We start from the raw sequence: 14898 nt of genomic DNA on the forward strand, positions 1-14898 counted from the left end.
GAAAATACCAATGCCAATGTGATTTGGCATTGGATCATTAAGATAGCTTTACTAGATTTGGTGATAATTTAAGTTTGGTAATGTCACTAAATCAGCCGCTAACTTTGCTGTTAGCTCTTTACCACCCAGCAAGGTGACGATTTCCATTGCAAATTCAAGTGCAGAGCCTGGACCTTGGCTAGTAATTAAGTGATTTAACACATCAGTAAATACACGTTTAATACGTAGATTATCTTTTGGGATAGTATTCATAAAGCTCGGGTAGCAAGTCATGCGAGCATCAGGGTATAAATTGTGATGCTGAAGTACCACTGCTGGTGCTGCACAAATAGCCGCAACCCATTTCTCATCGTATTTTTGTTGTTTTAACATTTCGATAAGAAGAGTGCTATCTCTGAAGTTTTCTGCACCTTTAAGACCGCCGGGAAGCACGATACAATCAAATTCTTCATCCGCAACTTCAACCAATTTGACATCAGCAGTAAGAGTGACACGTTGTGCTGCTTTCATGGTTAATGCACCATCAAAAGCGGTGCTAGCAATTGTTACATCAAATTTAGCGCGCTCTAGAATATCTATCACGGTAATCGCTTCTAGCTCTTCTGTTCCAGGAGCAAGGCATACGAGAATTTTTGCTGTCATAGTATGTTCTCTTCTAATTGTTTTATTTGATTATATAACGTTTGATTAATTGGTGCTGAAATACCATGCTGCTCCGCTTTTTGTAATAGATAGCCAGTAATATTATCTATTTCCGTTTTTCGTTGATAAAAGCAATCACGATTCATTGAGGAGTAGTTTTCAGAGGTCGCTGATATTACTTGGTTTACGATTGAAACTAGCTCTGTTTCTGTCCACTCGACATCTTCTTGTTGTAATACTTGTTGTACTTCACTGCAAATACGAATGACATCTTTATGAATATCAGAGTGTACTAAGTGCCCATTTTGACATTGATGAATTGCAGTTAGTGGATTAATCGCACAGTTAATGGCAAGCTTTTTCCATAATGCGACCTTAATTTCAGGGTTCCACTCAATACTTGGTAAGCTATGAGTAAGCACCTCTTGGATAAATTGGCATTGATTACCCAATGAGTTGAATGGACCAATAACGGTATGACCCAAGCCTGTGTGTTTTACGGTGTGATTGTTCTCTTTTAATGCACCATGTGTAGTGGTGGCTTGTAATACTGGATGGTGATTAATGTGCTCTTTTATTGCATCAATCGCCCCCATGCCATTATGCATAAAGAGTAATATAGTTTCTTGTGATAATAATGGCAGTAAAGGGAGTAGTGCGTTTTCTACCTGCCATGCTTTAACAGTAATAAAAAGGAGATCACACTGAGAGAGTGATTCTTTATCATTACAGGAAAAAGAGTGTGAAGAATTTTCTTTTGCATTCAAAGCAAGAGAAAGCTCACAAGGAATGGAATTTCTTGTCCATAAAGAGACATTGTGTCCTGCTTTTTGTAGATAACACGCCCATAAGGAGCCTACTGAGCCGGGACCAAGAACAGTGATATTCACAGATAAATCCAGATAGAAGAAATAATGAGAGAAGTGTAATAGGTTTATTAGAAAAAACAAAGGCGCTCATGATGAGCGCCTTAGTAAAATTAATATTCTAAGCTAAATTAGAATTTGTAAGTAACAGCTACGTAATGACCAACGCCTGAAGAGTCAGCTACAGGTGCCCATGGTAGAGCTTCACCATCATTAAAGCCGTAAACATTGTTATAAAGTTTAAGACCGTAACCTACAGCAAATTGATTTGAGTGCCAGTAGATACCATTAAACATTGCACCACCGTTACTTGATTGGTAACCAGCATCATCTTCCATTCCAAATTGGTAATCAATGTTACCTTGGTAAGAAATAAATGAGCCATTATCAAAGAAGTGGAAAGGTTTGAACCAGTTAGCCGATACTTGGTAGCCGTTCCAATCTTTTTGGTTAGAATCGTAAGTACCGTAGAAATTTAGGCCAACTTTACCTAACCATGGAACCATGATATCAGAACCAAGGCCAACTTTTTGAGTATTAACACCAGAGTTTCCACCCCACTCCATTAATGTAGCAAGATAAAGTTCTTGAACAGGGCCGAAAGATAAATCTTTACCTGTTAGACCATCAAGAGACATACGTGGAGCAAACTTCATGAACATTTTCTCAGCGCCGTCTTTATCGCTGCCTGGATCTGAAGTCAGATTAAACACATCAACGTAACCGTAAAGGTCAAAAATTCCTGAGCGGCCACCAAATTCCATCTCAAGATAATCATGAGTTGACTCTGGACCTGCACCTTTCTCATCAATAGCAGCCATTAAGTTAAACTGCATGAACTTAAAATCATTCTTATGAATATCACCATCGCTGTAATCAGCAGCAAAGGTCGGAGCAGAAAGAGTAGCAAGAACAGATAGAGCTAAAAGGGATTTACGCATAATGGCATCTCTATAGTTAGTATTACTAAAATAATAGGCCAGTAGATTGAGTACTGGTTTTAAGATGCGCACATAATATAGATAAAGTTCACCTTTTTAAATGCAAACAATGTAAGGATTATGTTATATGTAGATCTTGATCGCGTTTATAAAATGAACCATAAAAGTAAAGTGATCTCCATCACTTAGTTGACATTGCTCTGACAGTAAATTGTGAACACAAACAAAAAAGCCCCCGAAAAACGGAGGCTTTGGTTGCATAATTGTTATTTATATAGAGCGTTTAAGAACCTTGAGCTTTATCAAGTAGGGCTTTGAAATGCCCTTTAAGCATAACTAACATCACTAAACTTGGAATAACCATTACCGCGGTCAATATAAAAAATAATGGCCAACTGTTTAGATAGTCAGCTAATTCTCCACTGAATGAGGCCAAGGTCGTTCGCCCTAAATTACCTAATGAAGCAAGTAATGCATATTGAGTCGCAGAGAAAGCTTCACCCGTTAATATGGTAAGGAATGAAACAAAGGCAACGGTAGAGAAGGCCGTTGTAAAGTTATCTACAATAATAGTGGCTAAGAATAAATGTTCATTAGGACCAACATTAGCAATGAGTGCAAACATTAAATTACTTGCAGCCATAGCAACGCCACCGATCATTAGACCTTTAATGACACCAAAACGAACGTTGATCAAACTACCTAATAAAGTAAAGAAGACTGTCGCTCCCCAACCGATTAATTTTGAGTAGTAACCAATCTGTTCATTACTGAACCCTATTTCTTTATAGAAGGTGATCGACATTCTGCCCAAGAAGGCTTCACCAATTTTAAAGAGAAAAACAAAGAGTAATAATGTACAAGCTGTTTTTACGCCATTACGGTTAAAGAAATCATAGAACGGTTCAATAATGGTTACCGTAAACCAAGCTGCGACTTTAGATCCCACAACTTTATTATGGCGCTCTTCTGCCTCATGTTGTAGTTCATCACGTTTGGTTTTTGGCTCGCCAACAAGTAAGGTAAAGACCATTAGTAGGCCCACAATACCAGCCATGCCATAATAAACGCCATTCCAACCAATACTATCCGCATTAACAAAAGCTAAATAACCGGGTAATGAATAGCCCGTCCACCAACCAATAACAGCCATTGCCGAGGCTTGTGGCATTTTGGTTGATTCTGATTTTGGAAAGGTATCAATACGGAAAGCATCGATTGCTACATCTTGTGTCGCTGATGCTGTCGCAATCGCAAGAGCAAACATTGAGGTTAATGCCAAGTTATTTGATGGGTCTAATCCTGCAATCTGCAAGGTACAAAATAGGACAATAGCTTGGCAAAGAAAAATCCAACTACGGCGTTGACCTAATTTATTACCTAAAAATGGGAGTTTTACTCGGTCAACGAGAGGCGCCCACATAAAGTTGATCGCATATACTGCGAATACAGAGCCAAAGTAACCAATCGCCGCACGAGTTAAGCCTGCGTCTTTCAGCCAACCAGACATATTAGAACCGATCAGTACCCATGGAAAACCACTAGAGCAACCAAGCATGAAAACCCAAAGTAGACGCTTATCCATGTAGCTTTTTATCGCTGATTTCCATTGCATGGATTGAGACATGAAACGCTCCTGGTTTTTATATTTATATGAGAAAAAACAAAGCAGCTCGTAAGCTGCTTTGATAATGAAATAGAATCAATAGTAACTAAATTATTTAATCAATGTTGCTTTAGTTATGATAATCGGTTCTACAGGGATATCACGCATCCCATTAGGTAATGCTTTTGTTGGTTTTGTTGCCATCTCTTGAATGACATCAAAGCCTTGGGTTACTTTACCAAAAACAGCATAACCTGGTGGGCGTTGACTCGCGTTTAAGAAACCATTGTTATTAAGGTTGATATAAAACTGACGAGTTGCTGAATCCGGATTATTGGTACGAGCCATAGCAACAGTCGCGGTGTTATTTCCTAACCCGTTATAACCTTCATTTTTGATTGGGGCATAACTTGATTTTTTTTGCATATCTTTATCAAAACCACCACCTTGTGCCATAAAGCCAGGGATAACTCGGTGGAATTGAGTTCCGACATAGCTGCCATCTTCAACGTAACGAATAAAGTTAGCAACAGAAAGTGGCGCTTTTTCTGAATTAAGTTCAATTGTGAAGTTACCTAATGTGGTTTCAAATTGTACTGATTCAGCCAGTGCCGCTTGAGTAAAACCAAGTGTTGCAATCAATAATGCTGCTTTAGAAGTCCATTTCATCATTAAAAGTTACCTTTAATGTAAGTTTGTAATTCTTCGTCAACAGCAATTTTATCTAGCACTGCATTTAGAAGATCGTTAAGTACACCTTCAATTGCTTGATTGTCAGCACTCATAGAGCCTGTTTTTTCAGATACGCCATTGTACGTTTTTACAAACTTACCTTGTGGTGTTTCTGCTGTAATTTGTAGTTTTACTTGGGTTTTCATTTCATTGCTCATTAATGAATGTTGAACACTTACTAATGCTTCAATGATGTCTAAACGCAGTGTGTTATCGCTATCAACGGTAATGATGAAACCTTGTTCTTCTAACTGTGCTGATAATGCATCTTCAAGCGTAACTCTTAAATTTTGTTTCGCATGAATAGGCTGAACGTTTTGGCGTCCATTATCAATCACAGCAACGTATTGTGCTGTACGTAAGTCACTGCTATCTAGAGTTAACTTTGTACCATTAACGATTTGATGTGCATTTGATGAAGCAACAAGTTGGATATCCAACTGTGGTTCAGAAGGAGTACTACACGCAGCTAAAAATAGAGCAGAAAGGGCAATAATGGCCTTTTTCATTGGTATATCCTTTTTTATTTTGATTTCTCAGCTTTTACAGCTTCTAAAATAACGAATTTTGAATTGCTAGCAATAGTGGTGACGTTTTCTTCACCGAACAAGCGACATAATTTATCATCATAATCAAGATGACGGTTTCCAATAACTAATAATTTCCCTTCTTTACATAAGATGTGCTTAGCATCACAAAACATTTGCCATGCAATATGATCCGTAATCGCTTGGCCTTGATGAAAAGGAGGATTACACAACACTAAATAACTGCTGTGTTTCTTAAATCCATCCAAACAGTTGTTAGCGATGAATTGGAATTGACGTTCTTTCCCTAGGTTCACTTCTAAGTTACGACGAGCAGACTCGACGGCCATGAAACTTTCATCAACACAAGTAATGCGTGCTTCTGGGTTTAGTTGAGCAGCTTTAACACTAAGAACGCCATTGCCACAGCCTAAGTCAATAATATGACGTAGTTCAGGATCTACTGGAATATGCTCAAGCATAAAACGAGCACCTTGGTCCAAGCGTTCGCCTGAGTAAACATTAGGGTAGTTTAGTAGGTCTATCTCTTCATTATCGACACTCCAACATACGGCCTCCGCAATGGTTGCTGGATTAGTTGCATTGGCATTAGAGAAAACTAAACGATGCTTCTTCCAAGCTAAAGACGTTTTTGTTTCACCTAAGAAATCTTCAAAGAGCTCCAGTGTTGAACTATGAATTTCTTTGGCTTTATTAACGGCAATAACCGGACACTCAGCGGTCATTGATTGGCGAAGTTGTTGTAATTGCCAAGTTAACATGCGATTGTTTTTTGGGATTTGCATTAAGACAAGATCGAAACCTTGAGGCATCTCTTCTGTTGCCGTAATCAACTGTACGCGATTGCAATGATTACGTTGTAGATTTTTTAAGGTGCCACGTTGAGCAACAAAGGAATCTGTCATCATCGTTACGTTATGCTTTTCAGAGAACCAACAAGATAAAGCACCAAAGTTATCGTTTAGGATAAGGATGTTTTTGCCATCTTCTAAGTTTAGTTCTTCTACATGCTTAATGATGTATTCATCACCAGCATCCCAAGCTTGTAATAATTCTTGAGCACGTTTTGGGTAACGCTGTAAATTCAAGCTTCGATCAAACAAAGATAATTCGGTTTTCATAATTTAGATTCTTCAATAGGGAAGGCTTCTGGCTATTGTCGCAAATGGTGTATAAAGTGGAAACAGAATAATTGAAATAAAGAAGGGATTTATATGATTCAGCATCAAATAGAACAAAAATTACGCACAGAGTTATCTCCATCATACTTAAAAGTGCTTAATGAGAGTTATATGCACAATGTACCTGAGGGCGCTGAAAGCCATTTTAAAGTGATTGTAGTCAGCGATGATTTTGAAGGGGAGCGCCTACTTTCTCGCCATCGCACCATTAATAGTATCTTAGCCGATGAGTTGGCCAATCATATTCATGCGCTAGCAATACACACCTATTCAGAGACTGAGTGGCAAGCATTAGATACAGAGCTGGTACCTAACTCTCCAGATTGCATGGGCGTTAACAAAGGTTAACAATGAAAGTAATATAGTTAACTTTTAACATAAAATAAATACATATTACCGTAGGTTGTTAAAATATAGGCGAAAGTGGATGTCGTTGCTACTAAGGTGGTATTTTTTAATTTTGGACAATAAATGTGCGCTGGATCTAAAATGTTTAAACCATTTCAATGATTTCTCACAATGAAGCGCAAAAATTTATGTGAATCTGGTCATTGAACATGGCATGTACACCATAAAAAATGATAGAATCTTTCGCCTTAAAATAGCTTTTTCGTGTTTATGTAAAAAGCATATTGCTAAGTTGTTGCGATCTCTGGGTGCGCCCTTAAGGTTGTATACATTAGCAATGTCGTGTCTTATATAGAATCCTTTTTCCCAATTAAATTAGTGCAAGTGCGTATGATTACAATAAAAAAGGGTTTGGATCTTCCTATTGCAGGAGCTCCAACTCAGGTGATTAATGATGGTAAATCCATCACTAAAGTCGCCTTGCTTGGCGAAGAGTACATTGGTATGCGTCCAACGATGCATGTCCGTGTGGAAGATGTAGTAAAAAAAGGTCAGATTCTTTTTGCTGATAAAAAGAATCCTGGTGTTATTTTTACTGCTCCAGTAAGTGGTAAGGTTATTGAAATTAACCGTGGTGCGAAGCGCGTACTTCAATCTGTAGTAATTGCAGTTGAAGGCGAAGAGCAGGTTACTTTTAATAGCTATGCAGCGAATGAACTAGTGTCTCTTGATCGTGAAACGATTAAAACACAATTGGTTGATTCTGGTGCATGGACTGCATTACGTACTCGTCCGTTCAGCAAGGTTCCAGCGATCGACTCTGCAACAAAGGCTATCTTTGTTACTGCTATGGATACGAATCCTTTAGCAGCTGATGCAGAAGTGATCATTAACCAACAAGAAGAGGCTTTTGTTGCAGGCTTAGACTTATTATCTGTATTAACAGGTGAGAAAGTGTACGTATGTAAAAAAGGCGGTAGCTTACCTCGCTCTTCTCAAAAGAATGTTGAAGAACATGTATTCGATGGCCCGCATCCAGCAGGTCTAGCTGGTACACACATGCACTTCTTGTATCCTGTAGATACAAAGAACGTAGCATGGAGCATTGGCTACCAAGATGTGATCGCATTTGGTCAACTTTTCTTAACGGGTGAAATTTACTCAGACAGAATCGTATCTTTAGCTGGTCCTGCAGTAAATAATCCTCGTTTAGTTCGTACTATTACTGGTGCTAGCTTACTTGAATTGACTGACAGTGAAGTGATGCCTGGTGAAGTTCGTGTTATCTCTGGCTCAGTACTTAACGGTACTCAAGCAGCAGGTCCTCACGCTTATCTTGGTCGTTACCATCAACAGGTTTCTGTTCTTCGTGAAGGGCGTGAAAAAGAGTTGTTTGGTTGGGCTGTTCCTGGCAAAAACAAGTTCTCAGTAACTCGTTCTTTCCTAAGCCATGTATTCTCGGGTCAAGTATTTAACATGACGACAACTACTAACGGTAGTGATCGTGCAATGGTGCCAATCGGTAATTACGAACGTGTAATGCCATTAGATATGGAACCAACAATGTTATTACGTGATCTTTGTGCTGGTGATGTTGACAGTGCAGCACGTTTAGGTGCTTTAGAGTTAGATGAAGATGATCTAGGTCTATGTACATATGTGTGCCCTGGTAAATATGAGTATGGTCCAATGCTTCGTGAGATCTTGGATACCATCGAGAAGGAAGGGTAATTGATGAGCCTTTTAAATTTATTTGAAAAAGTTGAACATCATTTTGAACCAGGCGGTAAATACGAGAAGTGGTTTGCTTTATATGAAGCAACAGCAACACTTTTCTACACACCTGGTTTAGTAACTAAAGGTGGTTCACATGTGCGTGATAGCGTTGATTTAAAACGTATCATGATCATGGTGTGGTTTGCGGTATTCCCTGCTACATTCTGGGGTATGTACAACGCTGGTCACCAAGCAATTGTTGCTCTTGAGCACATGTATTCTGGTGCTGAGCTAGCTGCAGTTATCTCTGGAAACTGGCACTACTGGCTAACTGAAATGTTAGGCGGTACTGTAAGTTCCGATGCTGGCTGGGGCAGTAGCATGCTTCTGGGTGCTACTTACTTTTTACCTATCTACGCAACGGTATTTATCGTTGGTGGTTTCTGGGAAGTATTGTTCTGTATGGTGCGTAAACATGAAGTAAATGAAGGTTTCTTCGTTACTTCTATTCTGTTCGCATTGATCGTTCCACCAACACTTCCTTTATGGCAAGCAGCGTTAGGTATTACCTTCGGTGTTGTTGTTGCTAAGGAGATCTTTGGCGGTACTGGTCGTAACTTCCTAAACCCAGCACTTGCGGGTCGTGCATTCTTATTCTTTGCATATCCAGCTCAAATTTCAGGTGATGCGGTTTGGACTGCTGCTGATGGCTTCTCTGGTGCTACAGCACTTAGCCAATGGGCGCAAGGTGGTCAAGGCGGTTTAGTTAATACAATTACTGGCAACACCATCTCTTGGATGGATGCGTTTATTGGTAATATTCCAGGTTCAATTGGTGAGGTTTCGACTCTTGCTCTGATCCTTGGTGGCCTAATGATCGTTTATATGCGTATTGCATCTTGGCGTATTATTGCGGGTGTTATGATCGGTATGGTTGCAGTGTCAACACTGTTTAACCTGATCGGCTCTGATACAAACGCAATGTTCAGCATGCCTTGGCATTGGCACCTAGTTTTAGGTGGTTTTGCGTTTGGTATGATCTTTATGGCGACAGACCCAGTATCGGCATCGTTTACTAATAAAGGTAAGTGGTGGTACGGTATTTTAATTGGTGCTATGGCTGTAATGATCCGTGTAGTTAACCCAGCATACCCAGAAGGTATGATGTTAGCTATTCTGTTTGCAAACCTATTTGCTCCACTGTTTGATAACCTTGTAGTTGAAGGTAACGTGAAACGGAGACTAAAACGCTATGGCAAGTAATAACGATAGCATTAAAAAAACACTCGGTGTTGTTATTGGTTTGAGCTTAGTGTGTTCAATCATCGTATCAACTGCTGCTGTTGTTCTTAAACCTAAGCAGCAAGCTAATGCCGTGCTAGATAAGCAAAGCAAAATCATTCAAGTTGCTGGTGTTACTGGTGAAGGCTCAATTCCTGAGTTGTTCGCTGCAAACATTGAGCCTCGTCTTGTTGATTTCAATACGGGTGAATTCGTTGAAAAAAGTTTGATTGGTGATAGTGCTGCGACTTACGATCAACGTAAAGCGGCTAAAGATCCAAAACAATCAATTAAGTTAACTGCTGAACAAGATAAAGCAAACATTATTCGTCGTGCTAACGTAGGTGTTGTTTACCTAGTTAAAGATGGCGATAAAGTATCGAAAGTTATTATCCCTGTTCACGGTACTGGCTTATGGTCAATGATGTATGCATTTGTTGCTGTTGAGACTGATGGTAACACTGTTGCTGGTATCACTTACTACGACCAAGCGGAAACTCCGGGACTTGGTGGTGAAGTAGAAAACCCAACGTGGCGTGCACAATTTGTAGGTAAGAAGTTGTTTGATGCAGATCATAACCCTGCAATTAAGATCGTTAAAGGCGGAGCTCCTGCTGGTTCTGAGTTCGGTGTCGATGGTCTTTCTGGTGCAACGCTAACAGGTAACGGTGTTCAACACACGTTTGACTTCTGGTTAGGTAATGATGGCTTCGGTCCATTCCTTGCTAAAGTTCGTGATGGAGGTCTGAACTAATGGCTAGCGCAAAAGAAATTAAAAAGAGCATTTTAGCACCTGTATTGGATAACAACCCAATCGCGCTACAAGTTCTTGGTGTATGTTCGGCTCTAGCTGTAACTACTAAACTTGAGACGGCTTTTGTTATGACAATTGCAGTAATGTTTGTTACTGCGTTATCTAACTTATTCGTTTCGCTAATTCGTAACCACATGCCAAACAGTGTTCGTATCATCGTACAGATGGCGATCATTGCCTCTTTGGTAATTGTTGTTGACCAAGTATTGAAAGCATATCTTTACGATATCTCTAAACAGCTTTCTGTATTTGTTAGTTTGATCATTACAAACTGTATTGTAATGGGTCGTGCTGAAGCGTTCGCAATGAAGTCTGCACCACTTCCATCGTTCATTGATGGTATTGGTAACGGTCTTGGTTACGGTTTTGTATTGATGACAGTTGCATTTTTCCGTGAACTTTTAGGTTCTGGTAAACTGTTTGGTGTTGAGGTGCTTCCACTTGTTTCTAACGGTGGCTGGTACCAACCAAATGGTCTAATGCTTCTAGCACCATCTGCATTCTTCTTAATTGGTTTTATGATTTGGGCTATCCGTATCATCAAGCCAGCACAAGTAGAAGCGAAGGAGTAAGGTCGAAATGGAACATTATATTAGTTTACTTGTTAAATCGATCTTCATTGAGAACATGGCGCTTTCGTTCTTCTTGGGTATGTGTACTTTCTTAGCCGTGTCTAAGAAAGTAAAAACATCGTTTGGTCTTGGTGTTGCTGTAGTTGTTGTATTAACAATAGCAGTACCATTGAACAACCTTGTTTACACTTACTTATTGAAAGAAAATGCGATTGTCGCGGGTGTTGATTTAACATTCCTTAGCTTTATCACCTTTATTGGTGTTATCGCGGCACTTGTACAAATTCTAGAAATGATTTTAGACCGTTTCTTCCCGCCTTTGTACAATGCGTTAGGTATTTTCCTTCCGTTAATCACAGTTAACTGTGCAATTTTCGGTGGTGTATCTTTCATGGTACAACGTGACTATAACTTTGCTGAATCTGTCGTTTATGGATTTGGTTCTGGTGTTGGTTGGATGTTGGCTATTGTCGCACTTGCTGGTATTCGTGAGAAAATGAAGTATTCAGATGTACCTCCTGGTCTTCGTGGCTTAGGTATTACTTTCATTACAGTAGGTTTGATGGCGTTAGGCTTTATGTCTTTCTCTGGTGTTCAACTGTAGGGTAAGCACCCAGTAATAAGGAATAACAAATGCAAAGCATTATTCTTGGTGTAGCGATGTTTACCATAATTGTATTAGTTTTAGTTTTAGTGATTTTATTCGCTAAATCTAAACTAGTACCATCAGGTGACATTACTATCTCTGTAAACGGTGATCCTGAAAAAGCGATCATTACACAACCTGGCAGCAAATTACTTAACGCTCTTGGTAGCGCTGGTATCTTTGTGTCATCAGCTTGTGGTGGCGGTGGCTCTTGTGGTCAGTGTCGTGTGAAAGTGAAATCTGGCGGTGGTGATATTCTACCTACAGAGCTTGATCACATCTCTAAAGGTGAGGCTCGCGAAGGTGAGCGTCTAGCATGTCAAGTTGCAATGAAAACTGACATGGAAATTGAACTTCCAGAAGAAATCTTTGGTGTTAAAAAGTGGGAATGTACGGTTATCTCTAATGATAACCAAGCTACTTTTATCAAAGAACTTGCTCTTGCTATCCCAGATGGTGAAGAAGTTCCATTCCGTGCTGGTGGTTACATTCAAATTGAAGCTGAACCACATCATGTGAAATACGCAGATTATGATATTCCTGAAGAATATCGTGGCGATTGGGATAAGTTTAACTTATTCCGTTACGAGTCAATCGTTAAAGAGCATTCGATCCGTGCATACTCTATGGCTTCATACCCAGAAGAGAAAGGCATCATCAAGCTTAACGTACGTATTGCAACTCCGCCGCCAAATAATCCTGATGTAGCTCCAGGTGTTATGTCATCTTATATCTGGTCTTTAAAAGAAGGCGACAAATGTACTATTTCTGGTCCATTTGGTGAATTCTTTGCAAAAGATACTGATAATGAAATGGTATTCATCGGTGGTGGTGCAGGTATGGCGCCAATGCGTTCTCATATCTTTGACCAACTTTTACGTCTTAAATCAACACGTAAAATGTCTTACTGGTATGGTGCGCGTTCTAAGCGTGAAATGTTCTACGTTGAAGATTTTGATGGCCTAGCAGCTAACAATGAAAACTTCGTATGGCACTGTGCACTGTCTGATCCTATGCCAGAAGATAACTGGGATGGTTACACAGGCTTCATTCACAACGTTCTTTATGAAAACTACTTAAAAGATCATGAAGCACCTGAAGATTGTGAATACTACATGTGTGGTCCACCAATGATGAACGCCGCTGTTATCGGCATGCTTAAAGATCTTGGTGTTGAAGATGAAAACATCTTACTAGATGACTTCGGTGGTTAATCCATAGAAGTAAGAAATATTGGCTGACTCATCACTGAGTCAGCCTTTTTTCGTATTAATGAGCGATATATAACCTGACAAAGCACAGGGTTATAGGTTTTGTGAATCTATATTCCTGTGTATTGTTTACGTTATTTTAATGTATCTAAATTAAGGAGTTGGCAGTGATTGTCAGTGTTACTCATTTAGTAAATAAAGCTAAAATTGTTTTATTGTCTTGCCTAGTGTTAGGGTTACTTTCTGGCTGTGGCGATCAACGTAAGCAAGTTTATATAAATGGCCCTACAATGGGGACAAGCTATAATATTAAATATATTAGCCAAGATGGATTACCTGAATCGGAAGTTGTTCATGCTGAAGTAGATAAACGCTTAGAGTTAGTTAATGATCAAATGTCAACGTATCGACAAGATTCAGAGTTAAGCCGATTTAATACCAGTGAAGAATTAACGCCTTTTACCGTATCGAAAGACACAGCAACGGTGATTAAAGAGGCTATGCGTCTAAATGAAGTGACATTAGGGGCATTAGACGTAACGGTTGGACCTTTAGTCAATTTGTGGGGATTTGGCCCTGAAGCTCGCCCTGAAGTGGTCCCAACAGAAGATGAATTAAATACTCGTCGTGCTATTGTTGGAATACAACACTTAAACGTAACAGAAACGACAGTAACAAAAGACATTCCAGAGCTTTATGTTGATTTATCAACCATTGCAAAAGGGTGGGGTGTTGATGTTGTTGCCAATTACCTAGAAAAGTTAGGCATTACTGATTACATGGTGGAAGTTGGCGGTGAAATGCGCGTTAAAGGCAGTAACAAAGAGAATGTTGCTTGGCGTATCGCGATTGAAAAACCCTCTGTCGATGAGCGTTCAATCCAAGAGATTATTGAACCTGGCCATCATGCTGTAGCGACATCTGGTGATTACCGTATTTATTTTGAAAAAGAGGGCGTTCGTTACTCTCATATTATCAATCCGATTACCGGTAAACCAATTACGAATAAAGTTGTCTCAGTAACAGTGCTTGATAAATCGTCGATGACAGCAGATGGACTCGCAACTGGCTTAATGGTATTAGGCGAAGAAAAAGGCATGGAAGTCGCAGAACAACATAATATTCCTGTTTTCATGATAGTGAAAACCCAAGATGGTTTTAAAGAAATAGCTTCTGAAGCCTTTAAGCCTTTTTTGAAATAAGTGAGTAAATAATGAATACATTTCTAATCACATTTTTTGTTTTCTTAGCGGTTATTTGTGCAATGGCAATTGGCTATATTGTGCAACGTAAAGTCGTGAAAGGTAGCTGTGGTGGTCTTGGTGCTGTTGGTATCGATAAAGTATGTAACTGCCCAGAACCTTGTGATGCGCGTAAAAAGCGTGAAGCCAAAGAAGCGATTCGAGCTGAGAAGTTGGCCGCTTGGGAGAAAGATCGTATCGCATAGCTGTCGACTGTGAGTTATAGGTAAATAAAAACAGCATCAGTAATGGTGCTGTTTTTTTATTTGATGATTAATTATTTGAATAAAAAATAGTTCAGCGTTATTATTTGACTGTGTATTTATACAGTTATATTATATGAACGTAAACATGGAAATCTCGCAGCTAGAAGCCGAAAAAAAAAGGCGAAAAATAATTCATATTGATATGGATTGCTTTTAAACTTGTGGGTGTAAATATGTTGAATAATTTGTAAGTTAGCTTTCTTCTGCTACATTAAACCTATGAATGTAATTAGGATAGGTTGAAATGTATGCATAGATGGTTTGATACTACAATTAACAAGCACTAT

At 39.3% G+C, this 14898-nt stretch carries 16 protein-coding genes; 9 read left to right on the plus strand and 7 right to left on the minus strand.

Features of this window, described 5'->3' with window-relative positions:
• Positions 1-51: 51 nt before the first annotated feature.
• From PVK62_RS15935 to PVK62_RS15965, 7 genes are all read right to left on the minus strand, one after another.
• Positions 52-642 carry a DJ-1 family glyoxalase III gene (locus PVK62_RS15935; protein WP_122035817.1) on the minus strand — a complete coding sequence of 197 codons (591 nt, stop codon included), beginning with the start codon at positions 640-642 and terminating at the stop codon, positions 52-54.
• Positions 639-1532: a 2-dehydropantoate 2-reductase gene (gene panE, locus PVK62_RS15940; protein ID WP_274445419.1), complete on the minus strand. Its 894-nt coding sequence runs from the start codon at positions 1530-1532 to the stop codon at positions 639-641. The genes PVK62_RS15935 and panE overlap by 4 nt, the downstream gene beginning before the upstream one ends.
• Positions 1533-1639: 107 nt before the next feature.
• Positions 1640-2449 carry a nucleoside-specific channel-forming Tsx family protein gene (locus PVK62_RS15945; RefSeq protein ID WP_274449486.1) on the minus strand — a complete coding sequence of 270 codons (810 nt, stop codon included), beginning with the start codon at positions 2447-2449 and terminating at the stop codon, positions 1640-1642.
• 283 nt (positions 2450-2732) lie between these two features.
• A complete protein-coding gene (locus PVK62_RS15950; RefSeq protein WP_274445477.1) occupies positions 2733-4076 on the minus strand; it encodes an AmpG family muropeptide MFS transporter in 1344 nt (447 codons plus the stop codon).
• 90 nt (positions 4077-4166) lie between these two features.
• On the minus strand, positions 4167-4727 hold the full coding sequence (locus PVK62_RS15955) for a peptidylprolyl isomerase (protein WP_274445479.1): 561 nt from the start codon (positions 4725-4727) through the stop codon (positions 4167-4169).
• Entirely contained in the window at positions 4727-5296 is a 570-nt protein-coding gene (locus tag PVK62_RS15960; RefSeq protein WP_274445480.1) for a YajG family lipoprotein, read from the minus strand. Before PVK62_RS15960 ends, PVK62_RS15955 begins: the two co-directional genes overlap by 1 nt.
• 14 nt (positions 5297-5310) lie before the next feature.
• Positions 5311-6456 (minus strand): methyltransferase, encoded by a 1146-nt coding sequence (locus PVK62_RS15965; RefSeq protein WP_274445481.1) that lies wholly within the window; start codon positions 6454-6456, stop codon positions 5311-5313.
• 93 nt (positions 6457-6549) lie between these two features.
• Between PVK62_RS15965 and bolA the strand changes: the two genes are divergently transcribed.
• From bolA to nqrM, 9 genes are all read left to right on the plus strand, one after another.
• Positions 6550-6864, plus strand: a complete 315-nt coding sequence (gene bolA, locus PVK62_RS15970; protein ID WP_274445482.1) for a transcriptional regulator BolA — start codon at positions 6550-6552, stop codon at positions 6862-6864.
• Positions 6865-7254: 390 nt separating this feature from the next.
• Positions 7255-8595 (plus strand): Na(+)-translocating NADH-quinone reductase subunit A, encoded by a 1341-nt coding sequence (locus tag PVK62_RS15975; protein ID WP_274445483.1) that lies wholly within the window; start codon positions 7255-7257, stop codon positions 8593-8595.
• Between the two features lie 3 nt (positions 8596-8598).
• Positions 8599-9843: an NADH:ubiquinone reductase (Na(+)-transporting) subunit B gene (locus PVK62_RS15980; protein WP_274445484.1), complete on the plus strand. Its 1245-nt coding sequence runs from the start codon at positions 8599-8601 to the stop codon at positions 9841-9843.
• On the plus strand, positions 9833-10615 hold the full coding sequence (locus PVK62_RS15985; protein ID WP_274445485.1) for a Na(+)-translocating NADH-quinone reductase subunit C: 783 nt from the start codon (positions 9833-9835) through the stop codon (positions 10613-10615). The genes PVK62_RS15980 and PVK62_RS15985 overlap by 11 nt, the downstream gene beginning before the upstream one ends.
• Entirely contained in the window at positions 10615-11247 is a 633-nt protein-coding gene (locus tag PVK62_RS15990; RefSeq protein ID WP_274445486.1) for an NADH:ubiquinone reductase (Na(+)-transporting) subunit D, read from the plus strand. Before PVK62_RS15985 ends, PVK62_RS15990 begins: the two co-directional genes overlap by 1 nt.
• 7 nt (positions 11248-11254) lie before the next feature.
• Complete coding sequence (nqrE, locus tag PVK62_RS15995; RefSeq protein WP_045101477.1) at positions 11255-11851, plus strand: NADH:ubiquinone reductase (Na(+)-transporting) subunit E; 597 nt, start codon at positions 11255-11257, stop codon at positions 11849-11851.
• Between the two features lie 29 nt (positions 11852-11880).
• Entirely contained in the window at positions 11881-13107 is a 1227-nt protein-coding gene (nqrF, locus tag PVK62_RS16000) for an NADH:ubiquinone reductase (Na(+)-transporting) subunit F (protein WP_274445488.1), read from the plus strand.
• A gap of 212 nt (positions 13108-13319) precedes the next feature.
• The gene (locus PVK62_RS16005) at positions 13320-14306 is read left to right on the plus strand and encodes an FAD:protein FMN transferase (RefSeq protein ID WP_443111783.1); all 987 of its coding nucleotides are present in this window, start codon (positions 13320-13322) and stop codon (positions 14304-14306) included.
• 11 nt (positions 14307-14317) lie between these two features.
• Complete coding sequence (nqrM, locus tag PVK62_RS16010) at positions 14318-14551, plus strand: (Na+)-NQR maturation NqrM (RefSeq protein ID WP_122035795.1); 234 nt, start codon at positions 14318-14320, stop codon at positions 14549-14551.
• The last annotated feature ends 347 nt before the right edge of the window (positions 14552-14898 follow it).

The sequence above is a fragment of the Aliivibrio sp. S3MY1 genome (assembly GCF_028765575.1).
Taxonomy (GTDB): Bacteria; Pseudomonadota; Gammaproteobacteria; order Enterobacterales; family Vibrionaceae; genus Aliivibrio.